Origin of the sequence: Quadrisphaera sp. RL12-1S (genome assembly GCF_014270065.1) — a bacterium.
In the GTDB taxonomy this organism is placed as follows: Bacteria; Actinomycetota; Actinomycetes; order Actinomycetales; family Quadrisphaeraceae; genus Quadrisphaera.
Map to the genome: position 1 here is coordinate 147259 of NZ_JACNME010000002.1, position 25969 is coordinate 173227.

At 78.1% G+C, this 25969-nt stretch carries 21 protein-coding genes; 13 read left to right on the top strand and 8 right to left on the bottom strand.

All coding sequences use genetic code 11. The features are described 5' to 3' along the window. Nucleotides 1–125: 125 nt before the first annotated feature. Nucleotides 126–1877: an HNH endonuclease signature motif containing protein gene (locus H7K62_RS04195; RefSeq protein ID WP_186716693.1), complete on the bottom strand. Its 1752-nt coding sequence runs from the start codon at nucleotides 1875–1877 to the stop codon at nucleotides 126–128. A 208-nt stretch (nucleotides 1878–2085) separates the two neighbouring features. Here H7K62_RS04195 and H7K62_RS04200 point away from each other — a divergent pair, with 208 nt between their 5' ends. Next, complete coding sequence (locus H7K62_RS04200; RefSeq protein ID WP_186716694.1) at nucleotides 2086–2346, top strand: hypothetical protein; 261 nt, start codon at nucleotides 2086–2088, stop codon at nucleotides 2344–2346. Between the two features lie 87 nt (nucleotides 2347–2433). On the opposite strand, the gene H7K62_RS04205 is transcribed toward H7K62_RS04200, so the two are convergent. Then, entirely contained in the window at nucleotides 2434–3522 is a 1089-nt protein-coding gene (locus H7K62_RS04205; RefSeq protein WP_186716695.1) for a fatty acid desaturase family protein, read from the bottom strand. 341 nt (nucleotides 3523–3863) lie between these two features. On the opposite strand from H7K62_RS04205, the gene H7K62_RS04210 reads away from it, so the two are divergent. After that, entirely contained in the window at nucleotides 3864–4238 is a 375-nt protein-coding gene (locus H7K62_RS04210) for an STAS domain-containing protein (protein ID WP_186716696.1), read from the top strand. A gap of 52 nt (nucleotides 4239–4290) precedes the next feature. Here the strand turns inward: H7K62_RS04210 and H7K62_RS04215 are convergent, their stop codons facing one another. From H7K62_RS04215 to H7K62_RS04225, 3 genes are all read right to left on the bottom strand, one after another. Further along, nucleotides 4291–4761, bottom strand: coding sequence for a hypothetical protein (locus H7K62_RS04215; RefSeq protein ID WP_186716697.1), 471 nt, complete (start codon nucleotides 4759–4761; stop codon nucleotides 4291–4293). Then, complete coding sequence (locus tag H7K62_RS04220) at nucleotides 4758–4994, bottom strand: hypothetical protein (RefSeq protein ID WP_186716698.1); 237 nt, start codon at nucleotides 4992–4994, stop codon at nucleotides 4758–4760. The genes H7K62_RS04215 and H7K62_RS04220 overlap by 4 nt, the downstream gene beginning before the upstream one ends. 109 nt (nucleotides 4995–5103) lie before the next feature. Next, nucleotides 5104–6576, bottom strand: a complete 1473-nt coding sequence (locus H7K62_RS04225) for an NAD(P)/FAD-dependent oxidoreductase (protein WP_222437070.1) — start codon at nucleotides 6574–6576, stop codon at nucleotides 5104–5106. 51 nt (nucleotides 6577–6627) lie between these two features. Here H7K62_RS04225 and H7K62_RS04230 point away from each other — a divergent pair, with 51 nt between their 5' ends. Continuing rightward, complete coding sequence (locus H7K62_RS04230) at nucleotides 6628–7110, top strand: hypothetical protein (protein WP_186716700.1); 483 nt, start codon at nucleotides 6628–6630, stop codon at nucleotides 7108–7110. A gap of 24 nt (nucleotides 7111–7134) precedes the next feature. Here H7K62_RS04230 and H7K62_RS04235 read toward each other — a convergent pair whose 3' ends face one another. Continuing rightward, complete coding sequence (locus H7K62_RS04235; protein WP_186716701.1) at nucleotides 7135–8037, bottom strand: hypothetical protein; 903 nt, start codon at nucleotides 8035–8037, stop codon at nucleotides 7135–7137. Nucleotides 8038–8234: 197 nt separating this feature from the next. Between H7K62_RS04235 and H7K62_RS04240 the strand changes: the two genes are divergently transcribed. From H7K62_RS04240 to H7K62_RS04255, 4 genes are all read left to right on the top strand, one after another. Beyond that, the gene (locus H7K62_RS04240; RefSeq protein ID WP_186716702.1) at nucleotides 8235–9173 is read left to right on the top strand and encodes a PKD domain-containing protein; all 939 of its coding nucleotides are present in this window, start codon (nucleotides 8235–8237) and stop codon (nucleotides 9171–9173) included. Nucleotides 9174–9421: 248 nt separating this feature from the next. Continuing rightward, nucleotides 9422–14872, top strand: coding sequence for a hypothetical protein (locus H7K62_RS04245; protein ID WP_186716703.1), 5451 nt, complete (start codon nucleotides 9422–9424; stop codon nucleotides 14870–14872). Nucleotides 14873–14918: 46 nt separating this feature from the next. Beyond that, the gene (locus tag H7K62_RS04250; RefSeq protein ID WP_186716704.1) at nucleotides 14919–15428 is read left to right on the top strand and encodes a MarR family winged helix-turn-helix transcriptional regulator; all 510 of its coding nucleotides are present in this window, start codon (nucleotides 14919–14921) and stop codon (nucleotides 15426–15428) included. After that, nucleotides 15425–16693 (top strand): MFS transporter, encoded by a 1269-nt coding sequence (locus H7K62_RS04255; RefSeq protein ID WP_186716705.1) that lies wholly within the window; start codon nucleotides 15425–15427, stop codon nucleotides 16691–16693. The genes H7K62_RS04250 and H7K62_RS04255 overlap by 4 nt, the downstream gene beginning before the upstream one ends. 14 nt (nucleotides 16694–16707) lie before the next feature. Here the strand turns inward: H7K62_RS04255 and H7K62_RS23525 are convergent, their stop codons facing one another. Together H7K62_RS23525 and H7K62_RS04265 are read right to left on the bottom strand one after the other, a co-directional pair. Continuing rightward, nucleotides 16708–18315 carry a M17 family metallopeptidase gene (locus tag H7K62_RS23525; protein ID WP_186716706.1) on the bottom strand — a complete coding sequence of 536 codons (1608 nt, stop codon included), beginning with the start codon at nucleotides 18313–18315 and terminating at the stop codon, nucleotides 16708–16710. Next, entirely contained in the window at nucleotides 18312–18965 is a 654-nt protein-coding gene (locus H7K62_RS04265) for a GntR family transcriptional regulator (RefSeq protein ID WP_186716707.1), read from the bottom strand. Before H7K62_RS04265 ends, H7K62_RS23525 begins: the two co-directional genes overlap by 4 nt. A 54-nt stretch (nucleotides 18966–19019) precedes the next feature. Between H7K62_RS04265 and H7K62_RS04270 the strand changes: the two genes are divergently transcribed. Genes H7K62_RS04270 through H7K62_RS04295 form a run of 6 tightly spaced genes read left to right on the top strand, consistent with a single transcriptional unit; the run spans nucleotide 19020 to nucleotide 25866 of the window. Continuing rightward, nucleotides 19020–20267, top strand: a complete 1248-nt coding sequence (locus H7K62_RS04270; RefSeq protein WP_222437071.1) for an NAD(P)/FAD-dependent oxidoreductase — start codon at nucleotides 19020–19022, stop codon at nucleotides 20265–20267. Continuing rightward, nucleotides 20264–20626, top strand: coding sequence for a (2Fe-2S)-binding protein (locus H7K62_RS04275; protein WP_186716709.1), 363 nt, complete (start codon nucleotides 20264–20266; stop codon nucleotides 20624–20626). Before H7K62_RS04270 ends, H7K62_RS04275 begins: the two co-directional genes overlap by 4 nt. Next, entirely contained in the window at nucleotides 20619–22280 is a 1662-nt protein-coding gene (locus tag H7K62_RS04280; protein WP_222437072.1) for an FAD-dependent oxidoreductase, read from the top strand. Before H7K62_RS04275 ends, H7K62_RS04280 begins: the two co-directional genes overlap by 8 nt. Further along, nucleotides 22277–23230: a dihydrodipicolinate synthase family protein gene (locus tag H7K62_RS04285; protein ID WP_186716710.1), complete on the top strand. Its 954-nt coding sequence runs from the start codon at nucleotides 22277–22279 to the stop codon at nucleotides 23228–23230. The genes H7K62_RS04280 and H7K62_RS04285 overlap by 4 nt, the downstream gene beginning before the upstream one ends. 1 nt (nucleotide 23231) lies before the next feature. Next, entirely contained in the window at nucleotides 23232–24257 is a 1026-nt protein-coding gene (locus H7K62_RS04290; protein WP_186716711.1) for a proline racemase family protein, read from the top strand. 31 nt (nucleotides 24258–24288) lie between these two features. Beyond that, the gene (locus tag H7K62_RS04295; protein WP_186716712.1) at nucleotides 24289–25866 is read left to right on the top strand and encodes an aldehyde dehydrogenase family protein; all 1578 of its coding nucleotides are present in this window, start codon (nucleotides 24289–24291) and stop codon (nucleotides 25864–25866) included. Nucleotides 25867–25969 lie beyond the last annotated feature (103 nt).

The following is a 25969-nucleotide window of genomic DNA, read 5'->3' on the forward strand; positions in this document are numbered from 1 at the left end:
ACCGCCCGGCGATCATGCCGGAGCACCTGCACGCCGGTCACCACCAGCGACTCGGGTGGATCAGCGCCGTCACAGCGCGGCACGGCGTGCACGTCGTCGCTGCGCCAGCCCTGCGCAGCCAGGGGTCAGCACCCGCAGGCACGGTGTGCCGCGGGGATGTCGGGGACCAGGTCGTCACCGGGGTCGTCGTCCGGGGGTGGAGTGGCGAGCACGAGCTGCTCCGCTCTCCGCCGGGTGGTCTCGGCGACCGCCCGGCGCGGGTTGGTCACCCACCGGTGCAGCGGGTCGATGCTCATGGGAGGCCGCACCTGGGGCACCCCGTCGACCATCCGCACGTCCCACACACCGAGGGTCACCAAGACGTGGTGCCGACCGCACAGCAGCACCCCGGAATCGACGTCCGTGGGACCTCCCTCGGCCCAGGCGTGCACGTGGTGCGCTTCGAGCCACCCGGGCGGGGCGGTGCAGCCGGGGACGATGCACCCGCCGTCGCGGGCGAGCATCGCGCGCCGCTGGGCCGGGCTGAACAGGCGCACCGCGCGTCCGAGCGCCAGGACGGCGGCGTCAGCGCCCTGGCAGGACAGCGTCACGGTGTGCATGAGCGCGCTGCACGCCAGGTGCTGGAGCTGGGTGGTGGTCAGCGACCGGCGGGTGGTCTCGTTGGTGGCGCGCCCGGAGCCGGGGACGCCCGTCACCTGGCCGTCGGTGGCGGTGACGATGATGCGCGGGGGCTCACCACCGCGCGTCTCGTCGGAGCTGCGGCCCAGGCGGGTGAGGAGCGCGAGGGCGTCGGCCCGGCGCTGGGGGGCCGTCCGCTCGTCGCGCACGGCGACGGCGGGCCGGCTCGGGCGGGCGGTGCCGCCGTCGTCGTCCACACCGGGGAGCGGGACGTCGGCCGTGTCGTCGAGGGCGCTGGCGCGGGAGGGGTCGGCGAGGGGGGCGCGCACCGTGGGGTCGGGCTTGGACAGGTGGTCGATCGCGGCCTTGAACTCCGCACCGACGATGGCGTCGAGGTGACCGCGGACGTCGACCGAGCCGTCGTCGTGGACGGTCAGGGACAGGTAGCGCTTGTCGACGTCGTCGGGGTCGAAGCCGCGGTCGGCGCGGTCGGGGTCGAGCGTCTGCGCCAGCACCTCGCAGGCGATGGCGGCCTGCGGGTGGGTCAGGCCGGGGAGGGTCCGCGCGAGCACGTCGTCCGCCTCGGCGGCGCAGGCGCGCTGGATCCGCCGGGGCAGCGACTCGACCGTGCGGCGGGCCAGGGAGGCGACGTCGGTGGAGATGCGGCCGCGGGCGTGCTCCTCGCCGACCCGTCCCAGACCCTCCCCGGCGGAGGGACCCGCCACCGGCCCGGCGGGGGTGGCGTCGTCCGCGCCGTCCGTGCCGTCCGCGCGCAGCGGCGCCACCGGGGCGGTGAGGGCCTTCGCCAGGCGCACCTCGGAGCTCGCGCGGCGGGCCTCCGCCCCGGTGTGGGTGATGAGCAGGTCGGTGGGCGACGTGGCACCGACCGCGGTGAGGTCCTCGGGAGTGAAGCTGGCGGTGAGGAGCAGCAGCGCCGCGTCGATGACGTGGCGCAGCTCGGCGGCGAGGGTCAGCGCCTCCACGCGCTGGTGGGGGCCGACCGAGGCGAGGTAGCGGGCGGCGTCGACGGCGGCGTCCACGGCCGCGCGGGCGGTGGAGAGGGCGTCGGCGAGCGGACCGGACAGCGGCAGCGGGGGCAGGTCGAGCAGCGGGGCGTCGTCGTCGTGGGGGTGCGACGGCGCGGGACCGGCGCCGAGCGCGCCCGGGGCCAGCGGCTCGGACTCCCACACCTCCCCGCCGCCCAGACCGTCAGCACCGGGGGCGCCCTCGTGGGGCGTCTCGGTGCCGTTCCAGGTCATGCCGAGAACGCTAGGGGTCACCACCGACAGTCGAACGTGCGTGCATCGTGCCTGCACAGAGCGGTGATCACCGCAAGTCGAGATCCACCTGACCGGCGCACTGTGTGGCGCTCGGTGACGGCTGCAGGAGCTCGGTGCGCCGCGCGGGGGTGACCTCCGCCGCGGTCTCGGATGCACGGCAGCACGGGTGCCTCAGCACACTCCTGGCATGTCCAGCGGATCGTCGCCGAGGTGGCTGGACCTGGGGCCGGGTGAGGTCCTCCTCCGCTCTGCTGGCGCCAACCGCTCGACGGGGACCGCCACCTGGGCACTGCTCCTGGTGGCCGTCGACGCCACCGTCGTCGTCGTCCTGCTCACCACCGACGAGTGGGGCCTGTGGGTGACCGCTGTGGCCGTGGCGCTGCTGGCGACCCACCTCTGGCTGGCTGCGCGCACGCTCCGGGGCCCACGGCGCGCCGCGGGCGCCTGACACGACCGTGGACGCTGCCCTCCGGTGCGGGAGCCCGTACCGGAAGGCAGCGTCCACGGTCGCGCTACTGCCGCCGCAGCGGGCGCGTCAGGCGCGCAGCTGCGCCGCCAGCGGGCAGCTGAACGGGTCCCCGGCGCGCAGGCCCACCTCGTTGAGGTGGGCGATGATCGCGCGGTAGGAGCCGACCAGCGAGGTCTCCGTGTACGGGATGCCGTGCGCGGCGCAGAACTCCCGCACCATCGGCTGCACCCGGCGCAGGTTGGGCCGGGGCATGCTCGGGAACAGGTGGTGCTCCACCTGGCGGTTCAGCCCGCCCATGAGGAAGTCGACCACCACGCCGCCGCGGATGTTGCGCGAGGTGAGCACCTGGCGGCGCAGGAAGTCGATCCGCGCCCCGCGCTCCACGATCGGCATGCCCACGTGGTTGGGCGCGAACGCCCCGCCCATGCACAGCCCGAACACGGCCAGGTGGACGCCCAGGAACGCCGCGGCCTTGCCCGGGCCCATGGTGGTCAGCAGCACGGACGCGTACAGCGCCCAGTGCGCGGCCACGAACCCCACGTCCGCCCAGCGGCCCTTCACGGGGGAGCGGCGCGCCATCGCCTTGACGCTGTCCACGTGGAGGTTGGCCCCGGACAGCAGCAGCAGCGGCAGGAAGAACCACCCCTGGTGGCGCGTCAGCGCCGCGCGCAGCCCGCGCCGCTTGGCCGCCTCCTCGGGGTGGAAGGCCACCACCACCGACTCGATGTCGGTGTCCTTGCCCACCTGGTTCGGCGCGGCGTGGTGGCGGCTGTGCTTGTTCATCCACCAGCCGTGGCTCAGGCCCGCGCACAGCCCCGCGAACACCCTCGCCGCCCAGTCGTTGCGCGCGTTCGAGGTGAACACCTGGCGGTGCGCGCCGTCGTGGCCGAGGAAGGCGAACTGCGTGCCCAGCACGCCCAGCGCCGCCGCCGGCAGCAGCTGCCACCAGGAGTCACCGAGGACGACGACGCCCGCCACCAGCGCGGCCGCCGCTGCCGCCGCGGCCGTGATCCGGACCGCGTAGTAGCCGGGCCGCCGGTCGAGCAGGCCCCGCTCCTTCACCGCCCGGGACAGCTCGGCGTAGCTGCTGACCGCGCGGTCGCGCTCGCGGACCCGGGGCGCCCGGGTGCCGGGCTCGGGGGCGGTGGTGGTCATGGGGAAGGTGCTCCTCCGGGGCCGGGGCGCGCACCGCGGGCGCGGGCGCGTGCCGTGCTCCGACGCGGGGCCACCGTCCGGTCCGGTCCGGTCCGGGCGGTGGGCAGGGCGCGGGCGACAGCCACTGCTCACCCGTGCGCCGTCTCGTGGTCCGTGACGTCGCGGCCGACCGCTCAGCGAGGGACCTCGCGGTCCCACCACCACTGTCACACACGATCGCCCACGACCGAGCCACATCCCCGGCCGGTGTCTGCAGAACTGGGACTTACGCTGTACGCGACAGCGGGGGAGGCTCGGGGGCGCCGTCCTCTCCGACGACCCGGCGGCACGAGGGGTGCGGCGTGGACCTGCGCGACGACGGAGCGGTCCTGCGGCTGCGGGTGGAGCACCACCGCGGGGCGCGGGGCTGCGTGGAGGTGCTGAGCATCACCGGCGACCTCGACGTGCTGGGCGCTTCCCGGCTGCGCGAGCAGCTGCCCGATCCGGTGGCGCACCTGCGGGTGGCGGACCTGTCCGAGGTCGCCTTCCTGGACTCCAGCGGCGTGGGCGCGCTCATCGCGATGCAGCGCCGCCAGGCCGAGGCCGGTGGGTCGTTCGCGGTCTGCTGCGCGCAGCCGCAGCCGCTGCAGGTCCTCACCATGACCGGAGCCGACCGGCTGCTCGCCGTGCGCCCCACGCTGGTCGACGCGCTCGGCCTCGCCCGCACCGCCGGCTGAGGCCGGGGCCTCCACCGCCGTCACCGCCGCGGCCCTGAGCGGGGTCACGGGCTCAGGGGCGGCGGCCTCGCAGCACGGCGGCCACCGCAGCCGCTGCCGCGGCCAGGACCACCGCGGCGACGCCCGCTCGGCGTCCCGCACCGGTGGCGCGCAGCGCCGCGGCGCGGTGCAGACGCACCCTCGAGCTGCCCAGCGCGACCCGTCCCAGCGGCGAGGACACCCCGTGCCCGGCGTCGAGCAGCGGGCCGCCCGGGGTCTGCACGCGCACCGAGAGGCCGGCGGCGGCCAGCTCCTCGGCGACGAGCGCGACCGCCCTCGCGCGGGAGCGGCCACCGCGCAGCCCCGCGGCGGCGGCCGCCTCCCGCACCCTCGCCAGCAGGGCCGTGGCGTCCGCGGTGAGCACCCGCAGCTGCGCCCCGTCACCCTCGACGCGCACGTCGAGGCCGTCCACCTGCAGCGACAGGTCCGCGCTGACGCGCAGACCCGTCGGCAGCAGGCGCCCCCGCGGCGAGGAGGTGCTCATCCGCGGCTCGCGTCCTCGGAGGTGGTGATGCGCAGGGTGCCGTTGAGCTTCCAGGTGGCGCGCGGCGCGTCGGGGCCGGTCTCGCGCGGCACCTCGACGGCCATGTCGACGAACTCGTAGTTGATGGCGGCGCCGCGCCCGGTGAGGTAGCTCCACATCTCGCGGAACAGGTCGGGGAAGCTGGTCGAGCCCGCCCCGGTCGAGGTGGGCGTGCTGGTGGTGCTGGAGGTCATGTCCGGCCCTTCGGTCGAGATCGGGGACCGCGCCGCCTGCTGGGCGCTGGAACCACCCTGCGGGCAGCCGCTGGAGCCCGCCACTCGCCCGCTGGCCCCGTCGTCGTCCTCAGTGGTGACCGGCCACCCTCCCGGCCAGCACCGCGAGCGGAGAGGTGCGCGTGCGCCCGCGGGCCTCGGCGGCGTCCGCGGCCCGGTAGGTGGCGTACAGGCCGTGCACCGCCAGCCAGCGCAGCGGCTCGGGCTCCCAGCGGCGCACCCGGTGCCCGACCCACGGCAGCTCCGTCAGCGCGGTGCGCTCGCCGAGCACGAGGTCGCGCAGGGTGCGCCCGGCGAGGTTGGTGGCCGTGACGCCCGTGCCCACGTAGCCGCCGGCCCACGCCAGCGCGGTCCCGTCGGCGGCGCGGTCCAGCCCCACGGAGGCGTGCCAGTCCCGCGGCACGGCCAGCACCCCCGACCACGCGTGGTCCAGTGGTGCCCGGCCGTCCGGGGTGAGCTGGCGCAGCACGGGGAAGAAGTCCTCCAGCACCCGGCGCAGCCCCTCCACTGTCCGCGCCGGGGTGCGGCCGTCCGCGGTGGTGCGGGCCGTGCTGGACCCCCACGTGTAGGGGACGCCGCGGCCGCCCAGCGCGATCCGGTCGTCGGCGGTGCGCTGGGCGTACATGTAGACGTGCGCGGTGTCGCCGAGCGTGGCCCGCCCGTCCCAGCCGATCGCGTCCCACACCGCCGCCGGGAGCGGCGCCGTCGCCACCATGGAGGAGTTCATGGGCAGCCAGTCGCGGTGCAGAGCGGGGATGTCCGCGGTGAAGCCCTCCGTGGCGCGCACCACCGTGCGGGCCCGCACCAGCCCGACCTCGCCGCCGGCTCCACCGACGACGGTGCGCACCAGCCCGGGGAGGAGCTCCGTGGCGCGGGTGCCCTCGTAGACCTCCACCCCCAGCCGCTCGACGACCTCGGCCAGCCCGCGCACCAGCTTGGCGGGGTGGATCCGCGCGCAGTGCGGGTGCCACACCGCCGCGGACGTGCCCGCCACGCCGATCCGCTCGTGGGCCTCCCCGGCGTCCAGCCACCGCACGTCGGTGCCGGCGCGGGCTGCCATCGAGGCGTGCAGCTCCCGCAGCCTGGCCAGCTGCGCGGGGCCGCGGGCCACGGTGTGCTCCCCGCCGCGGTGGACGTCGGCGTCGATCCCCTCGGCGGCGGCCACGCGCACCACCTCGTCGACGGTGTCGTTCATCGCCCGCTGGAACGCGTCGACCGCCGCGGGGCCGTGGCTGGCGCGGTAGCCGTCCACGCCGCCGGTGATCTCGTTGGTCAGCCAGCCGCCGTTACGGCCCGACGCCCCGTACCCCGCGACGTGCTGCTCCAGCACGACCACGCGCAGCGACGGGTCCGCCCGCTTGAGGTAGTACGCGGTCCACAGTCCGGTGTAGCCGGCGCCGACCACGGCGACGTCACACTCGAGCGCGGCTGACGACGACGACGGCGACGTCGGCAGCGGCGGCCGCGGGGCCGGCCGGCCGAGCTGGTGCCACCAGAAGCTGACCTCGCCGTTGACCGGCTCACCGCTGGGCTGCGCGCTCACCGGCAGATCCTCTCTCGCGCGCGCGGCCCCCGTCCGCGCCACCATGGGCGGGTGCCCTCGGTGAGCCCCGCCCTGCTGCGCCAGCTGGCCGCGCTGGCGGCCAAGCGCGGCCCGGACGCCATCCGCTGGATGAGCCTCGTGGCGCCCTACCTGCGCGAGCCCGAGACCAGGGAGCGCGTCCGCGCGCTGACGCGGCGCTGGTCCGACGCGCGCTCGGCCCGGACGCCGGACGCCCGCCTGGCGAGCGAGATCTCCGCCCTCGTCGACCACGCCACCTCCGCCCGTGCGGACGCCGCGTCAGCCGGCAGCCCCGCCCAGGTGGCGCAGGCGGAGGCGTGGCTGCGGCGGGCGAAGGCCCTGGAGCGGTCCCGCCACCTGCTGCTGGGGACGACGACGCCGGGCCGCGCCGACGCCCCGCGCCGTCGCCAGGCGGTGGAGCGGCTCACCCCGGAGATCGAGCGCCTGCGCGCCGAGATGCTCGAGGCCATGCTCGAGCTCGGCCACGGCGGAGGAGACCCCACCCCCCGTCCGTGATCACGGGCGCCGGAGGCGGGGCCGTCAGGGGCGCGGGCCGAACGGGCCGAACGGACTCCCGGGCCCGCCGGGACTCCCGGGCCCGCCGACGCGGACCGTGGCCGACCGCAGCCGGCGCCGCAGGTCCTCCCCGCGAGACCACACCGCCCACCCGAGCAGCGCCACCGCGCCCACGGCCGCCGCGGCGGCGAGCAGCGCCCCGCCCTCGCGGGCCCCGGCGCCGAACGCCACCGCCATGAGGCCCCACACCGCCGCGAGGGTGCTCGCGGCGCGGGCGCGCCAGCGCCGGACCACCGCGACGCCGGCCCCGAGGGCCACCGCCAGCACGCCGGCCTGCCACGCCGCGGCGCCGCCCCCGGTGGTCGGCAGGCCCAGGGCTGCCAGGGCCGACGCGGCGTTGACGGGCACCGCCACCGCCGCCCAGCCGGTGTAGACGCCCAGTGCGCCGAGCAGCAGCAGGCGTCCGGGCAGGCGCATGAGGCGGCGGTGGCGCAGGGCGGTGTCGTAGGCCACCACGAGCAGGGCGAGCATCGCCGCGAAGACCACCGCCGTGGTCCAGACCGGGGCCGTGGCCGCGAGCACCAGCCACGCCACGAACCCCGCCATCACGCCGGCCAGCGGCCAGGCGACCCGTCGGTACGGCGGCTCGTCGCCCCGCCCGGCGGGCAGCTGGTAGACCGCGTACGCCAGGCAGCCGACCACCACCGCGCCCCACACGGCGAACGCGTACCCGGCCGGGGTGATGAGCAGGTCGGACTCGCCCGTGCCCCCGGGGCGGCCGCCCCCGAGCACGGACGCGACGACGGCGGCGAGCAGCTGGGCCGCGGCGAGCACGGCGACGGTCCACCGTCGCACGCGCGAGACGAGCGAGGGCCTGGCGGTGGCGGAGGACGCTGCGGACGGGGGACCGAGGACGCCGGCGGGCATGGCCCAGTCTCTCACCGGAGGGTCAAGAGCGAGTAAAGAGACGGCGGCGCCCCGCGTCGTCGGCGCCGGGCTCTCGACCACGCAGCGCTGGCGTCCGGTCACCGTCGGCGCCCGGCGCGGCCCGGGGAGAGCAGGCCCCTGGTCCACCCGTGGTCACCTCCGCCCGTCTCCGGCCGGTGTCCGTCCACGCTGCGACGGTGATCATCACCACCCTCCGGACCCGGCGGCGCCGCGCGAGCCGCAGGCGGACGCCCGCGGCGGCGCTCGTCGTCGTCGTGGCGGTGCTGCTGGGCCCGGCCGCGGTGGTGGTGCCGGGTGCGGCACCGACCGCCGCTGCCGCGACCAGCTGCAGGTACGTGACCGCGGACGGGCACGACGTCGTCGTCCCCTGCGTGACGGGGACCCCCGGTCAGGGGAGCGGCTCGGCGAGCCAGGGCGGTGGGGCGGGAGCGGCGCCGGCCGGGCCCCGCGTCCGGAACCGCTACGTGCTGGCCTGCGCCGGGAACTCGGTCGACGCGCCGGGCGAGGCCACGTGCCAGCTGGCCACCACCCAGTGCGCCGCCCCGCGCCTCTTCTACTGGCAGTACCAGTCCACGGACGGGGTGACCTACCGCCTGGTGGGCACCCGCTGCCTGACCCGCCAGGAGGCGGTCGACGGCGAGGCCGTGCCCGGCCTGACCCTGGCCGACTTCCGCCGCCTGCCGATCCCGGGCCAGGCCGTGGTCCTCCAGCCGGGCAACGGGTACGCGCTCGTGGGGGTGCCGCTCAACGCGGTGGCCGGGACGGCGCCGCAGCTGCTGGCGACGACGGTCCTGGGGGCGTCGGTCTCGGTGCGGGCCAGGCCGGTGGCGTACACGTGGGACTTCGGCGACGGGACGGTGCTCGGGCCCACCCCGGACCCGGGGGCGCTGTTCCCGGCGCTGGGCACCACGCACACCTACCAGCGAGGTGGCGACGTGCAGGTGGTGCTGACCACCACGTACGCGGGGGAGTTCTCCGTGGACGGCGGGGCGTTCACGGCGGTGGCGGGCACGGCCGACGTGGCCTCGCCCCCGGTGCCGCTGGCGGTGCTCACGGGTGCCGGGGCGCTCGTGGGCGACCCGGTCGGCGGGGGGCGCGGCCCGGGCACCCGCTGACGGCGACACGCCGGGGCGTCGCGCGCCTCCGTGACCGGGCCTCGCCGCGGGTGCACCATCGTTCACAGCAGTCCCAGGGGAAACGCTGGACCTGGGCTGTGAGCCCTGGTCTGTCCTGGTTCGGCGGTCCCAGCCGCTCTCGAGCGGCTCCCGGCCCGGCCCCGGCCAGGAGCGTCCCCCGGGGCGCGACATGCCCCGACGCGCCGGAAGTCCCACGCGCAGAGCGTTCGAGGTGTCACGATCCGTGCATGGAGACGCACCGCCCCGGTCACCCGGGCGACTCGTCTCCCTGGGACGACCACGACGACGACGTCGACGTCCACGCCCTTCCCCGGGTGCGCGTGGCCTCCCACCGCGCCCACACGTCCGTCTCGCTGCCCGCCGTGGCCCCGGGCCGCACGCCGCCCACCCCCACCCCTGTGGGTGCGGCCACCCGCCCCGGCGGCCAGCCCGGTCTCCGCCGGCCGGTCATCGACCTGCGCGACGGCGCAGCGCCCTCCGCCCAGGGGCCCCAGGTCTCCGACCACCTGGACCAGTGGCTGGGGCGCCAGCCCGCGCAGCAGCCGGTCCAGCAGCACGTGCAGCAGCCGGTACAGCAGCCCATCCACCTCCCGCCGACCGCGCCCGCCCAGCACCAGGGCGCGCCGGTGGAGCAGGAGCACTGGTACGGCACGCCGCCCGCCGCTCCGCAGCCGGTCCAGCAGCAGCCGACCTACCAGCAGCCGGTGCAGCAGGCCCAGCCGGTGATGGACCCCTCCCGCTACGACCACGCCGTCGAGCTGCTGGGCCTGGCCCAGCGCCACGCCGAGGAGGTGCGCGCCACCGCCGACCGCGAGGCCCGCACCCTGCTCGCCGAGGCCGCCGAGCGGGCCGAGGCCGCGCACGCCGAGTCCGCCCGGCACGCCGCCCTCGTGATCGGCACCGCCGAGGAGCGCGCCGAGAGCATGCTCGCGCGCGCAGCGCAGGAGGTGGAGGTCCTCGAGACCCGCACCGAGCAGGGCCGCCAGGTCCTCGCGGCGATGGGCGAGGAGTACACGACGCTGCGCGAGCAGCTGAGCCTGCTGCGCACGGACCTCACCGCGCTGCGCACGCGCCGCGGGGAGTTCGTCGAGGAGACCGCGGCCCTCGAGGACCGCGCCAGCGTGCTGCGCGCGGTGGCCGAGACCATCGTGGACGAGGCCGTCGCCCGCGCCGCCGAGGTGACCCGCGAGGCGGCCGTCACCGTGGAGCGCGCCGTGGCCGCGCGCGCCAGCGCCCAGGCCGACGCCAGCGAGCTGCGCCTCAGGACCGAGGCCGACCTCGAGCAGGCCCGGGCGGCCGCCGAGCGGGTCCTCGTCACGGCGCAGGCCGAGGCCGACCGCCTGGTCCGCGAGGCCGAGGCCCGCCTGGCCTCCGCCGGCGCCGACGTGCAGTCCCGCATCGAGGCGGCGCAGGCCGAGGGCGCCGTCCTGCGTGCCGAGGCGGAGGAGGTCCGTGCCCAGGCCCGTGCCGAGGCCGAGCGCACCCGCTCGGACGCGAGCCGCCAGGCCGCGGCCGCCGTCGCCTACGCCGAGCAGCTGCGCGGCGAGGTCGACGACGACGCCGAGCGCGTCCGCGCCGAGGCCGCCGCGGTGGCCGAGCAGCTGCTCGGCCAGGCCCGTTCCGACGCCCACCAGGTGCTGGCCGATGCCGAGCACGAGCGCGACCGGGTCACCGAGGCCGCCGCCGCCGCCGCGGAGCTGGCGCTGGTGGCCGCGCGCGACGAGGCCGACGCCGTGAAGGCGGCGGCGCGCGATCAGGCGGAGCAGACCGCCGTCGCCTCGGAGGCCTCCGCCGCGCAGCTGCGCGAGCAGGCCGAGGACGCCGCCCGCGCGCTGCTGCTGCAGGCCCAGGACCTGCGTGAGCAGGCCGCCGCGCGCGCCGAGGAGGCGCAGGCGCTGCGCGCCGAGGCCGCCGGTGCCGCCGAGGCCGCGCGCGAGCGCGCCGCCGAGCTGGTGGCCCACGAGCTGCGCGCCGCCCAGGGCGACATCGACGCCGAGCGCGAGGCCGTCTTCGCCAAGCTCGAGCTGGAGCGCGAGGCTGCGCTCGCCGACGTCGAGGGGCTGCGGGAGGCCGCGCAGGCCGAGGGCGTCGCGCTGCTCGAGCAGGCCCGCGCCGAGGCGGCGGAGGCGCTGGCCCTGGCCCGCGCCGAGGCGGAGTCGTCCTCCGCTGACGCCGACCGCGCGCTGGCCGAGGCCACCGCCCAGGCCGCCGCGCTGCTCCAGGAGGCCCGCGAGGCCGCGGAGGCCCAGCAGGCCGCGGTGCGCGAGGAGGTCGAGGCGCTGCGCGTCGCGACCCTCGACGACCGCGAGCAGGCCCTGGCCAGCGCCCGCGCCGGTGCCGCCGCCGTGCTGGCCACCGCGCGCACCGAGGCCGAGGCCGTCCGCGAGGAGGTGCTGGCCGGGCTCGACGCCGAGCGCCAGGCCGCCCGCGCCGTCGTCGACGAGCTCACCGCGCAGGCGGAGGCGCTGCGCGTCCAGGTGGCCGCCGTCCGCGAGCAGGCCCAGACCGACGCCGCGCAGGTGCGGGCCGCCGCCGAGGCCGAGCTGGTCGCGGCGCAGGCCGTGCGGTCCGCCGCGGACGACCACGCCGCCGGGGTGTGCGCGGCCGCGGAGGCCGAGGCCGCTGAGCTGCGCTCCCAGGTGGCCGCGGTCCGCGAGCAGGCGGGCGCCGCGGCGGCCGCCGCCCTGGAGCAGGCGCGCTCCGACGCCGAGGAGCTGCTGGAGACCGCCCGGGCCGAGGCCGCGCGGGTGCAGAGCGCCGCCGAGTTCTCGCAGGTGGAGCTGCGCACCGCCGCCGAGGCCGGTGCCGCGGCGCTGCTCGCCTCCTCCGAGGCCGACGCGGCCGAGCTGCTGTCCGGAGCGCAGGAGAGGGCCGCGCAGCTGGTCGCCGCCGCCCGCGCCGAGGCGGCGCAGCTGCAGCGCACCGCGGCCGCCGACGCCGCCACCCTGCGCGCCGAGGCCGCCCAGCTGCGCACGGTGGCCCAGGCCGCCGCGGACACCATCGCCGACCGCGCCGCCCGTGAGGCAGGCACCGCACTGGAGGTGGCCCGCACCGCCGCCGCGGCCGCCCGACGCGACGCGGCGCTCGTGCTCGCCGGGGCCCGCGAGCACGCCGACGCCACCCGTCAGCGCGTGGAGGCCCTCGAGCAGGTGGCTCGCGCCGAGGCCGACGAGCTGGCCGAGGCCGCCCGCGCGTCCGCCGCGGCGCTGCACGCCGAGGCCGAGGCCGTGCTGGCCGGCGCCCGCCGCCACGCGCAGGCCGCCCGCGAGCAGGCCGTGGAGCGCGTGCAGGCCGCGGCCCGCGAGGCCGAGGAGCTGGCCGAGGTGGCCCGCGCGTCCGCCGCGGCGCTGCACGTGGAGGTGGAGGCCGAGCGCGACCGCTCCCGCGAGCACGCCCAGGCCGCCCGCGCCGAGGCCGAGCGCCTCGTGGCCACGGCCCGCGAGCGGGCCGGCGCCCTGGTGGCCGAGGCCTCCCGCGAGGTGGACCGGCTCTGGCAGACCGCCGCCGACGAGGCCGACCGCCTGCACGGCGACGCCGTGGACCTCGCCGACGACGTGCTGGGCCGGGCCCGCGCCAGCGCCGAGGAGGTCTGCGCCGAGGCGGAGGGCGCGGTGGCGTCCGCCCAGGCCGCCGTGGAGCAGATGCTCGCCGACGCGGCCGCTGAGGCCGCCGACGTGCTGACGGCCGCCCGCGCCGAGGCCGAGGCCGTGGGCCGCGAGGCCGACGCGTCCCGCGAGGAGGCCGCCGAGGAGCTCGAAGAGCTGCTGGCCTCCGCCCGCGCCCAGGCCGTGCGCATCACCACCGCCGCCGCGGCGGACGCCGACGACGTCCGCGCCGCCGCCCAGGTGGACGCCGAGGAGCTGCTGACGCTCGCCCGCCAGCGCGGGGTCTCCCTGCTCAACGACGCCGAGAGCGCACGCACCGCCCTGGAGGTGGAGGCGGACCAGATCATGGCGGCCGCCCGCGCCGAGGCGCAGGAGATGCTCTCCAGCGTCCAGCGCGCCGCCGACGACATCACCGCCCGCGCCCAGGCCCGCCAGCGCGCCGCCGAGGCCGAGGCCGACCGGCTGCTGGTGGCCGCGCAGGAGCGCGCCGCCCGGGAGCGCTCGGCCGCCGAAGCGGCCGCCGCTGCCGCCCGCGCCGAGGCGCAGGCCCAGGCGCAGCGCGTCCTGGCCGAGGCCACCGCGGTGCGCGAGCGCGCCGCCGCCGACCTGGCCCGCGCGCAGGCCGAGGCCGAGCAGGTGCTCGAGCGCGCTGCCGCCGACGCGCTGGTGACCGGGGAGCAGGCCAGCTCGGCCGCCGCCGCGCTGCGCGACGAGGCCCTGCTCCTGCGGGAGCAGGCCGACACCGAGCTGGAGCGCGCCCGCGCCGAGGCCGCCGCCCTGGTGTCCGCGTCCCAGCGGCAGGCTGACGAGGAGGCCGCCCGCGCTCGCCGCGAGGCCGACCAGACCCGCCAGCAGGCCGCCGCGGAGGCGCGTCGCGCCACGTCGGACGCGTACGCCGAGGCCAAGCGCTCGCTGACCGCCGCCACCTCCCGCGCCGACGCGCTGCGCGAGGGCGCCGCGGAGGAGGCCGAGGCCGCGCGCGCCGAGGCTCAGCGCGTCCGCGCCGCGGCCGAGGCGGAGGCGGCCCGCGTGCTCGCCGAGGCCGCCGCCCGCCTGCAGGAGGGGAAGGACGACGCCGACCGCCTGCGCGAGCAGGCCGCCGACGCGGCGGACGCCGCGGCCCGCAAGGCCCACGCCGACGCCGCCGCCCTGGTCCGTGAGGCCCGGGAGCGCGCCCAGCAGCTGTCCACCGCCGCCTCCGAGCGCCTCGAGCGCGAGCAGCAGGCCGCTGACTTCGACGTCGCCGAGCTGCGCCGCACTGCTGCTGAGCACGCCGAGCAGGTGCGCGAGGTGGCCGAGCGCACCGCCCAGGAGGTCCGCGACGCCGCCGAGCGGATCGCCGCCGAGCTGCGCCAGGCCTCCGAGCAGGCGGCGGAGGAGCTGCGGACCACGTCCCAGCGGGACGCGCAGGAGCTGCGCGCCACCTCCGCCCGCGAGGCGGAGGAGCTGCTGGGCTCGGCGCGGGAGGAGGCCGCCGAGCTGCGCGCGTCGTCGTCCCGCGAGGCCGAGGAGCTGCGCGCCAGCGCTCGCGAGGAGAGCGCCGCCGAGCGCGCCGCCGCCCGCACCGAGAGCGAGCAGCTGCGCGGGCAGGCCCGGCGTGAGGCCGCCGCTGCGCGCAGCGCCGCCCGCGAGGCCCTCGAGGTGGCGCAGGCCGAGGCGTCCCGCCTCGTGGAGACGGCCACGTCGCAGGCCGCGGCCACCGCCGCGGCGGCGGCTCGCTCGGCCGCCGAGGCCGAGGCCGGGGCGCGCGCCCTGGTGGACCAGGTGGCCGAGGAGGTGGCCCGCGCCCGCAGCGAGGCCGCCGAGCAGCGGCGCTCCGCGACCGCCGAGGCCGACGCCCTGCTCGCCGAGGCGCGCACCGCCGCCCACAAGCTCCTCGAGAACGCGGCCGAGGAGTCCGAGCGGCTGCGCGAGGAGGCCGAGGTGGTGCTGGAGCAGGCCCAGGCCGACGTGGAGGCGCTGCGCGCCCGTCACGCCCGGATCCTCTCGGACCTGTCCGAGCTGTCCGCGGCCTCGTCGTCGCTGGCCTCGGGGCAGTCCGCGCCGCGCCCCCGCAGCGGCTCGCGCGGCTGAGGCCGCCCACTGCACCACATCATGACAGTGCTGTTATACAAGCGCTGTGACATCACCGACCCCGCCTTCGGGTGACGACCCGACCACCCGGAACTTCCTGCGGCCCTTCACCGAGCTCACCGACGCCGTCGACGCCGACATCGCCGCCCTCTACGCCGAGCGCCACGTCCAGGGCCTGCGCCCGCGCTTCGCGAAGGTGCTCATCCGCCTGTCCCGCCTCGGTCCCCTCACCGTGCGCCAGCTCGCCGCCGAGGTGGGGGTGACGCACTCCGCCATGAGCCAGACCGTGGCCGAGCTGCGACGCAGCGGCTACGTGGACAGCGCCCCCGGCAGTGACGCCCGCACCCGCGTCATCACGCTCACGGATGCCGGCGCCGCCGCCGTCCCGCTGCTCGAGCGCGAGTGGAACGCCACCGAGGACCTCCTCGCCGAGCTCGACGCCGCCGTCCCCTACTCCTTCCAGCAGGTGGTCGCCGACCTGCGCGCCCTGCTGGAGCAGCGCTCGTTCCTCGACCGGCTCCGCGAGAGGCTCGCCGACGAGACCGACCCGCGGTGAGCCGCTGGGACCGCCTCGACCGCGTCGTCGACACCCGCCCGCTGCGCGCCAGCCCGCCCTTCCGGCGGCTCTGGCTGGGCGGGGCGCTGTCCACCGCCAGCGGCCAGCTGGCCAGCACCACCGTGCTCTTCCAGGTGTGGCAGCTCACCGGGAGCAGCGCCTGGGTGGGGGCGGTGGGAGCGGCGACGGCGGTCCCCACCCTGGTCTGCGGGCTGCTCGGCGGCCAGCTGGCCGACACCCTCGACCGCCGCCGCCTGGCGGTCGCCACCACGGCCGCTGCCCTCGCGGCTGCCCTCGCGCTGGCGGTGCAGGGGGCCCTGGGCTCCTCCAGCGTCGTGCTGCTGCTGGCGCTGGTGGTCACGCAGACCGCCGCGGGGTCGCTGGGCGCCGCTGCCCGGCGGACCTTCGTCAGCGCCCTCCTGCCGCGCGAGCAGGTGCCGGCCGGTGTCGCCCTGACACACCTCACCTTCCAGGCGGCGCTGCTCCTGGGCCCGCTGTCCGCCGGGGCCGTGCTGGCCGTGGCCGGCCCGGGCGCGGCGTACCTGCTCGACGCCGCCGCCCTCCTCGTCGTCGGGGTCGCCACCGTGCGGCTGCCCCGCGCCGCGGGCGGCGGCGGCTCCCCGCGGCCTTCTCACCTCCTGGCGGGGCTGGGCGCCGCGGCGCGGCAGACGTGGGACGGCTGGCGCCTGGTCGCCCGGCGCCCGGCGCTGTCGGGGTCGGTGGCCCTGGACGCCGCCGCGACGGTGCTCGCGATGCCCGTGGCGCTGTTCCCGGCGCTCAACGCGGCGCGCTTCGCCGACCGGCCGGCCACGCTCGGGCTGTTCTTCTCGGCCCTCGCCGTCGGCGGGCTGGCCGCGGGCCTGGCCACGTCAGCGCTGACGCGGGCGCAGCGGCCGGGGGTGGTGCAGCTGGTGTCGGCCGCGGTGTGGGGGCTGGCGCTGGCCGGGGCCGGTCTCGCGGACGACGTCGCGGTGGTGCTGGTCCTGCTGGCGGTGGCCGGCGCGGCCGACTCCACCGGGGTGATCGCCCGCGGCACCCTCGTGCAGCTGGACACCCCGGACGCCTACCTGGGCCGGGTCAGCGCGCTGGAGAACGTCGTCGGGGTCGCCGGACCGGGGGTCGGGAACGCGCGGGCGGGCCTGGTGAGCTCGTGGACGTCGCCGGGGGCCGCGCTGGTCAGCGGGGGAGTGGCGTGCGCCGTGCTCGTCGCGGCGGTGGCGGCCACCAACCCCGTCCTGCGGCGCTGGCGCCCGCCCGCCTCGTGACCACGGCCGCGTGGTCAGCGCTCCGGCGGACCGCCCAGGGCGCGCGCGAGCTCCAGCAGCGTGCGCACCCCGAAGCCGGTCGCGCCGTCCGCGGAGGCGTCGCCCCGCCAGGACGGACCCGCCACGTCGAGGTGCGCCCACGGCTGCTCGGGCGGCACGAACGCGTCGAGGAACAGCGCCGCCGTGATGGCGCGGCCGCTGTCGGCCAGGGGGTGGTTGCGCACCGCCCACCCGAGGTCCACCTGGCCGCGGTAGCGGTCGGCCAGCGGCAGCCGCCACAGCGGCTCGCCGGCCCGCCGGGCGGCGTCCAGGACGGCTGCGGCCGCGGAGCCGTCCCGGGCCAGCAGCGCACCGACGTCCTGGCCCAGGGCCACCACGGCCTGGTAGGTGAGCGTGGCGAGGTCGACCACCAGGCGGGGGCGCGAGGCGCACGCGTCGGTGAGCGCGTCGGCGAGGAGCACGCGGCCCTCGAAGTCCGTGTCGAGCACCTGCACCAGCCGCCCCGAGCGAGACCGCACGACGTCTCCGGGGCGCGTCGCCCCCGGGCCCGGGAGGTTCTCCGCCAGCGGCAGCAGCGCCTCCACCGCGACCGGCGCGCGCTGGGCCGCCAGCGACAGCACGGCCGCCAGCGCCGCCGCAGCCCCGGCGCAGTCCGAGCGCATGTCCTGCATCGCTGCGGGGCTCTTGAGGGACAGGCCCCCGCTGTCGAAGGTGACGCCCTTGCCGACCACCACGAGGTCCGCCGGCGCCCCGGGGCCGCTCGCGCCACCGGAGCTTCCGGGCCGCCCGTCCCAGCGGACGCGGACGAGGCGCGGCTCGGCGGCGGAGCCCGCCCCGACGGCGAGCACGCCGCCGTAGCCGCCGGCGCGCAGGGCGTCGGCGTCCAGCACCTCGCAGGTCGCCCCCACGGCCTCGGCTCCGGAGCGCGCCCACGCGGCCACGGCCGCAGGGGTCGCGACGCCGGGCGGGGCGCAGGTCACCAGCCGGGCCAGGTGGACAGCGGCCGAGGCCGCCAGGCCGCGCCGGGCCGCCGGCAGCAGCGCCTCCGGCACCCGCACCCGCGGGACCCCACCGGGGGCCGGGCGGCGCTCGAGGCCGAGCCGCGCCGCGGCGGCACCGGCACCGAGCCCGCACAGCAGGGCCTCGACCGCCGCGTCGTCGCCGGTCCCGTCGTCAGTCCCGTCGTCAGTCCCGTCGTGAGGGAGGACGACGACGACGTCGCGGTCCAGGCAGCGCCCCGCTGCGTCGCCGGCGACGAGCCACGGCTCGGTCGCGGGGGCCTCGGAGCCGCCCGACGGGGGTGCGCCGAGGCCCACCACCAGCCCCTCGGCGGTGGTCCACAGCCGACCGAGGGAGCCGTCGGGCGCGGGCCAGCGCGGCCCTCCACCCAGCCCGGCGCCGTCGCCCCGGTGGTCGGGCTGGTGGTCGGGCCGGCGCAGCAGCAGGCGCGCGGTGGGCGTGTCGCCGTCGACGTCGTCGTCGTGGTCGTCGTCGGTGACCTGGTCAGCGGCGGCCACCCGCAGTGGCAGCGGGAGGTCACCGGCGAGCACGGCGAGGGCGGCCTCGACCTCCGCGGCGTGGTCTCGGACGGCTCCGTCGCGGTCGGCCGGGTGGGGGGTCACTGCGGGGTCCACCAGTCGAGGACCGCGCTGACGTGGTGCTCCATGAAGCGCTCGGCCGCGGGGCCGTCGCCGGAGAGCACCAGGTCCAGCAGCTCGTGGTGGTCGACGGCGGAGCGCTCCAGCTCCGGGCTGCCCACCGCCGCCGCGAGCCCGACCAGGCGGGTCTGGGAGCGCAGCTGGCCCACCACCTGCACGAGGTGGCGGTTGCCGAGCAGGGCCAGCAGCTCGGAGTGGAACTGCGTGTCGGCGCGCAGGTAGGCGGCGAGGTCGCCGCTGCGGGCGCCGGCCACGATCGCGTCGGCCAGGGCTCTCAGGCGGGGTGCGTGCTCGGTGACGAGCGCGCACCGCTGGGCGGCCAGCTGCCCCACGGCGGGCGGCTCCAGCAGGCGGCGCACGGCCACGAGGGAGGCGACGTCGTCGCGGTGGACCTCGGTGACGCGGAACCCCTTGTTGCGCACGGTGGTGACGAACCCGCGGGCCTCCAGCGCCATCATCGCCTCGCGCACGGGCGTCGCCGAGACGCCGTAGCGGGCGGCCAGCGCGGGGGCCGAGACCAGCTGGCCGGGCGCCAGCTCCCCGGAGACCACCGCCGCCGCGATGGCCTCCTCGACCTGGTCCCGCAGGCTGCTGCTGCGCGCCGTGACCGTCATCAGCGGCCTCCTTCCCGTAGTGGCATGTGACATGGTACTGATGGGGGTATGGCCGTGACACTCCTTTCCCGGCGCGGGCCGGCCCGCACGGCGGACGTCGTCGTCGTGGGCGCCGGCGTGGTCGGCGCGGCCGTCGCGAGGTCCCTGTCGGTGGGCGGCGCCCGCGTCGTCGTCGTCGACCGCGGCGAGGCCGCCGGGGGGACCTCCGGCAGCGGCGAGGGCAACCTCCTGGTCTCCGACAAGGGCCCCGGCGCCGAGCTGGCCATGGCCCAGCGCGCCGTGCAGCTGTGGCCGGTGCTGGCCGCCGAGCTGCGCGAGGAGCTGCGCGCCGGGCTGCCCGGGGGGTTCCCCGACCTCGAGCTGGAGCCGAAGGGCGGGCTCGTGGTCGCCACCACCGAGGACGGGGCGAGCGCGCTGCGCGCCTTCGCCGCCGCTCAGCGCCCCGCCGGGGTGCGCGCCACCGAGCTCGACGCCGCCGGGGCCCGCGCGCTGGAGCCGGCGCTCACGCCCGACGTCGCCCTCGCCGTCCACTACCCCGACGACGCGCAGGTGCAGCCCGTGGTGGCCACCGAGGCGCTGCTGGCCTCCGCGCGCCACCGCGGCGCGGTGGTGCTCACCGGCGCGCAGGTCACCGGGCCCCTGCTGTCGGGGGCACGGGCGGGGGCGCGCCTCGCCGGGGTCCATACCACCCGCGGGGACGTGGCCGCGGACGCCGTCGTGGTCGCCGCCGGCCCCTGGTCGGGTGAGGTGAGCGCGCTGCTCGGCGCACCCCTGCCGGTGCTGCCGCGCCGCGGCGTGGTGCTGGTGACCACCCGGCAGCCGCACCAGGTGTTCCGCAAGGTCTACGACGCCGACTACGTGGGCGCCGTCGGCTCCGGCGACGCCGACCTGCAGACCTCCACCGTGGTGGAGTCGACGGCGTCCGGGACCATCCTCATCGGCTCCTCGCGCGAGCGGGTCGGCTTCGACACCGCGCTGCGCGTGGAGGTGCTGCGCCGCCTGGCCGCCGGGGCGCTCGCGCTGTTCCCCGGCCTGGCGGGCGTGCCGGTGATGCGCAGCTACGGCGGCTTCCGCCCCTACGTGCCCGACCACCTGCCCGTCGCCGGCCCCGACCCGCGCCTGCCGGGCCTGTGGCACGCCACCGGCCACGAGGGCGCCGGGATCGGGCTCGCCCCGGCCACCGGTGAGCTGGTCGCCGACCTGCTCCTCGGACGCGCACCGGTGCTCGACGCCGCCGCGTTCTCCGTGGCCCGCCCCTCGCTGGCGGCCCACCTCGCCGGCCTGCCGGGGGCGGCGGCGTGAGCGCGAGGCGGGTGGACCCGGCCCGCGACGTCGCCAGGACGACGACGGGGGAGCCCGTGACCCTCACCGTCGACGGCGAGAGCGTGACCGGCGTGCGGGGGCAGAGCATCGCCGGGGTGGTCATGGCCGCGGCGCGCTCGGCGGGCACCGGCGGAGCGCTGCGCCGGACCGCCGGGGCCGGAGCGCCCCGCGGGGTGTTCTGCGGCATCGGGGTCTGCTTCGACTGCCTCGTCACCGTCGACGGCGTCCGCGACGTGCGGGCCTGCCAGCGGCGCGCCGCGGAGGGGGCCGTCGTCACCACGCAGGCCGAGCCGCTGCCAGCCCGCGTCGAGGGCGTGGAGGGGGAGCGTCGTGGTTGAGCCGGCCGAGCTGCCTGGCTCCGCTGGGGCGGGTGCGGGGGTGCGCGACGTCGAGGTGCTCGTCGTCGGGGGAGGGCCCGCCGGGCTCGCCGCCGCGGCCGCCGCCCGCCGCGGCGGTGCGCACGTGGTGCTGGTGGAGGGCGGGGACGACGTCGGCGGCCAGTACTGGCGGCACCTGCCGGCCGAGCGTCCCGCCGCGGCCGAGGAGCGGCTGCACCACGGCTGGTCGACCTTCGCCCGCCTGCGCCGCACCCTCGCCGGCGACCCCGGCTGCGAGCTGTTCACCGGCGCCTCGGTGTGGGCCGTCGAGCCCGGTGGTGGGCGTGGTGACCTGCCCGGCGCCGGAGCCCTCGTGGTGCGCGTGCTCGTGGCGCCGGCCGGTCAGGCCGACGCCCCCGCGCGCCGGCACCTCGCGCTGCGTCCCGCGGCGCTCGTCGTCGCCACCGGTGCCCACGACCTCACGCTGCCGTTCCCCGGGTGGGACCTGCCCGGTGTCGTCACCGGCGGCGCTGCGCAGGCGTTCGCGAAGTCCGAGCGGCTCGCCGTCGGGGAGCGCGTGGTGGTCGCCGGCGCCGGGCCGTTCCTGCTGCCCGTGGCGTCCTCGCTGCTGGCCACCGGCGCGCGCGTGCTCGAGGTGGCCGAGGCCGCCGGCCCCGCGCAGCTCGCCCGGGGCTGGGGCGCCCACCCGCACCGCCTGCTCACCGGGGGCGGCCCCGGGCCCTCCGGCGCGAGGCTCTCCGGCGTCGGGGTGCTGGCGGGCAAGACCCGCGAGCTCGCGGGGTACGTCGCCGCGCTCGCCGCCGCCCGCGTGCCGTACCGCACCGCCACCGGCGTGGTCGCCGCCCGCGGGGACGGGCGCGTGGAAGAGGTGGTGCTGGCCCGGCTCGACGCCACCTGGGCGCCCGTGCCCGGCACCGAGCGCGTCGTCGCCGCGGACGCCCTGGCCGTCAGCCACGGCTTCACGCCCCGCCTCGAGGTGGCGCTGGCCGCCGGCGCCGCCGTCGCCGGCTCAGGCGCCGGCGCGGGGTTCGTCGCCGTCGACGACCGCGGTGCCACCTCGGCCCCCGGGGTCTGGGCCGCAGGGGAGGTCACCGGCATCGGCGGAGCCGACGCCGCGCTCGTCGAGGGTGCCCTCGCCGGTCTCGCGGCCGCCGAGGCGCTCGGCCACCCCGCGGGCCCGGAGGTCGACGGGCTGCTGCGCCGACGCCGGGTGCTGCGCGCCTTCGCCGACCGGCTCGCCGCTGCGCACGCCCCCCGTCCCGGGTGGCTCGCCCAGGTCACCGACGACACCGTGGTCTGCCGCTGCGAGGAGGTCACGGCCGGTCGCCTGCGCTCGGTCGCGCAGGCCACGGCGAGCGCCGCCGACGCGCCCGCCGGCTCCCGGTCGCTGCGCCTGACCACCCGTGCCGGTCTCGGGCCCTGCCAGGGCCGGGTCTGCGGCCACGCCGTCGACGCCGTGCTCGGCTGCGGCCTGCCTGCCTCCGCCTCCACCGGCTCCGCCGGCAGCACCCGCCCGCCGGTGTCCCACCAGCGACGGCCCCTCGCCGTCCCCGTCCGCCTCGGCGAGCTCGCCGACCTGCCACCTGCGACCACACCGACCAGTCCCGCCACCAGCCAGCCGTCAAGCCACCCCGAGCCCGAGGAGACCCCATGAGCATCGACCTGCGCGGCGTCGTCGTCGCCACCGCCCTGCCCTACCGCGAGGACCCGTCCGCACCCGCCGGCCTCGCCGTCGACGAGGAGCGCTTCGCCGAGCACTGCGCCTGGCTGCTGGAGAACGGCTGCCGCGGCGTCGGCCCGAACGGCTCACTGGGGGAGTACTCCTCCCTCACCGACGCCGAGCGGCGCCGCGCGGTGCAGGTCGCCGTCGAGACCGCCCGGACCACGAGCACGCCGTCCGGTGAGCGCGGCATCGTCGTCGCCGGCGTGCACGCCCCGGGCTGGCACCAGGCCAAGCACTGGGCACAGGTGGCCGCCGAGGACGGCGCCGACGGCCTGCTGTGCCTGCCGCCCACCCTGTACCGCTCCACCCCGGCCCAGGTGGTGGAGCACTTCGAGCAGGTCGCGAGCGTCGGGCTGCCGGTGATGGTCTACAACAACCCCTTCGACACCAAGGTCGACCTGGTGCCGTCCCTCGTGGCCGAGATCGCGCAGATCGACAACGTGGTCGCTGTCAAGGAGTTCTCCGGCGACGTGCGCCGCGCGTTCGAGATCGCCGAGCTGTGCGAGGCCGCCGGCACGCAGATCGACGTCATCGCCGGGGCCGACGACGTGCTCATGGAGCTCATGCTCGACGGCGCCGTCGGCTGGTTCGCCGGGTTCCCCAACGTCTTCCCCCGCGAGGCCGTGGAGCTGTACGACCTCATGACCGCCGGCCGCTACGAGCAGGCCCGCGCGCTGTACACGCAGCTGGTGGCCCTGTTCCGCTGGGACTCGCGCACCGAGTTCGTGCAGGCCATCAAGCTGTCGATGGACGTCGTCGGCCGCTACGGCGGCCCTTGCCGCCCGCCGCGCGGTGCCCTGTCCGCGCAGCAGGTGGCCACCATCACCGCCGAGACCGAGCGCGCCGTCGCCGCGGTCGAGGCGCTGCGCGCGAGCGTCTGAGGTGCGCGCCTCCCGCGTCTTCTCCGCTGTCGACTCCCACACCGAGGGCATGCCGACCCGGGTGGTCACCGGCGGCGTCGGGGTGCTTCCCGGTGCCACGATGAACGAGCGGCGCCTGCACTTCATGGCGCACCTGGACGGCGTGCGGCAGCTGCTCGTCAACGAGCCGCGGGGGCACGCCGCCATGAGCGGGGCGATCCTGCAGCCGCCCACCCGGCCCGACGCCGACTGGGGCGTCCTCTACATCGAGGTCTCCGGCTGCCTGCCGATGTGCGGGCACGGCACCATCGGCGTCGCCACCGTGCTGGTGGAGACGGGCATGGTCACCGTCACCGAACCGGAGACCGTCATCCGCCTCGACACGCCCGCCGGCCTGGTGGTGGCGCGGGTGGCGGTGCGCGACGGTCACGCCGACGGGGTCACCCTGGAGAACGTCCCGAGCTTCTGCGACCGCCTCGACGAGGTGCTCCACGTGCCGGGCTTCCCCGGTGGCGCCCGTGACGTCCCGTACTCGCTGGCCTTCGGCGGCAACTTCTACGCCATGGTCGACCTGGACGCCGTCGGGCTGCCCTTCGACCGCGCACACCAGCACGAGATCTCCGCGGCAGGGCTGGCGATCATGGACGCGCTCAACACGACAGCGCCCCCGCACCACCCGACCATCGACGGCGTCGACCACTGCCACCACGTGGAGCTCATCGCCCCCGGCTCCGACGCCCGGCTGTCACGGCACGCCATGGCCATCCACCCCGGGTGGTTCGACAGGTCGCCCTGCGGCACGGGCACCTCGGCGCGGATGGCCGAGCTGTGGGCCCGCGGCGAGCTGGCGCTGGGCCAGGACTTCGTCAACGAGTCCTTCATCGGCTCCCGCTTCACGGGCCGGCTCGTCGCCGAGACGACCGTGGGGGAGGGTGAGCATCAGCGGGCCGCCGTCGTCCCCACCATCACCGGCCGCGCGTGGGTGACGGGGATGGGGCAGTACCTGCTGGACCCGACCGACCCGTTCCCCACCGGCTTCACCTTCTGACCCGCGTCCGCACCACCGGAGGACCACCCCTGTGAGCACCACCAGCCCCGCCCCCCGTCCCGCCGTCGAGGAGGTGGCGGCCCGGGCCGCCGCCGTCGCCCCGGTGCTGGCCGCCACCGCGCCGGCGCAGCTGGCCGCCGGGCTGCGCGCCGCGGCCGCCGCGCTGCGGGCCGACGCCGACCGGCTCGTCGCGACCGCCGCCGAGGAGACCGGCCTCGCCCCCGCCCCGCGGCTGCGCGGTGAGCTGGAGCGCACCGCCGTGCAGCTGGAGATGTTCTCCCAGGTGGCCCTCGACGGCTCCCACCTCGACGCGCGCATCGACGAGGCCGACCCGGGCTTCCGCCCGGTGCCCCGCCCGGACCTGCGCCGCATGCTCGTGCCGCTGGGCCCGGTGCTCGTCTTCGCCGCGAGCAACTTCCCGTTCGCGTTCTCCGTGGCCGGCGGCGACACCGCCGCCGCGCTGGCCGCCGGCTGCCCCGTGGTGGTCAAGGCGCACCCGGGCCACCCGCGCCTGTCCGCCGCCGTCACCGAGGTGGTCCGCGCCGCGCTGGAGGGTGCGGGGCTGCCACGGGACGCCTTGCAGCTGGCCGGGCTCCCCGGCGCCGAGGGACCCGACGACGACGGCGTGGCCGCCGGCGTGGCGCTGCTGCGCGACGAGCGCATCGCCGCGGCCTCCTTCACCGGGTCCCAGCGGGCCGGCCGCCACCTCGCGGACGTGGCCGCCTCCCGCCGCCGGCCGATCCCCTTCTACGGGGAGCTGGGGTCCACCAACCCCGTGGTGGTGACCCCCGGCGCGCTGGCGGCGACCACGGCCGAGGCGTTCGCCACCGCGTACGCGACCAGCGCCACCGGGTCGGCGGGACAGCTGTGCACCCAGCCGGGCTTCGTGCTCGTGCCGGCCGGCGCCCTCGACGCCGACGGGGGAGAGCTGCTCGCCGCGCTCGAGCGGGCCTTCTCCGCGGTGCCCGAGCACCGGCTGCTGCACCCCGGCATCGCCGCCGGGTACGCCGCCCGCCGCGAGGCGGTGCTCGCCAGCGCCGGTGTCGACGTCGTCGTCGCCGGTGGTGTCCGCGACAGCGACGACGGCGGCAGCGGCCAGGTGTGGACCACCCCGACGCTCGTGCGCACCACGCTGGACGCGCTGCTCGCCGCCGGACCCGAGCTGCGCGAGGAGGCGTTCGGCCCGCTGTCGGTGCTGGTCGAGCACCCGGGCGTGGACGCGGTGGCCGCCGCCGTCCCCCACCTCTACGAGGGCGAGCTCACCGCGGGCCTGCACGTCACCCCCGAGGAGGCGCAGACCGCCCCGGTGGCCGCGCTGGTGGCGGCGCTCAGCCGGGTCGCCGGGCGGGTGCTCTTCAACGGCTGGCCCACGGGCGTGTCGGTGACCCCGGCCATGCAGCACGGCGGCCCGTACCCCGCCACCACCGACGCCGGGCGCACCACGTCGGTCGGCACCGCGGCGGTCACCCGGTTCCTGCGGCCGGTCACCTTCCAGGACGCCCCGCAGGCCGTGCTGCCACCGGCCCTGCGCGACGACGACCCGTGGGGCGTGCCGCGGACGGTGTCCCGGGCGGGGGAGTCAGCGGGCTGGGGGGCTGTGCAGGGCTGACGCGCCCCGGGCCGGGGGCCTGCTGGGGGACGTCGGGGGTCAGACCTCCAGAGGAGGGTCGGGTCTGCCGATGGAGCAGAGCACCTTCCCTCGCTCCTGGAGG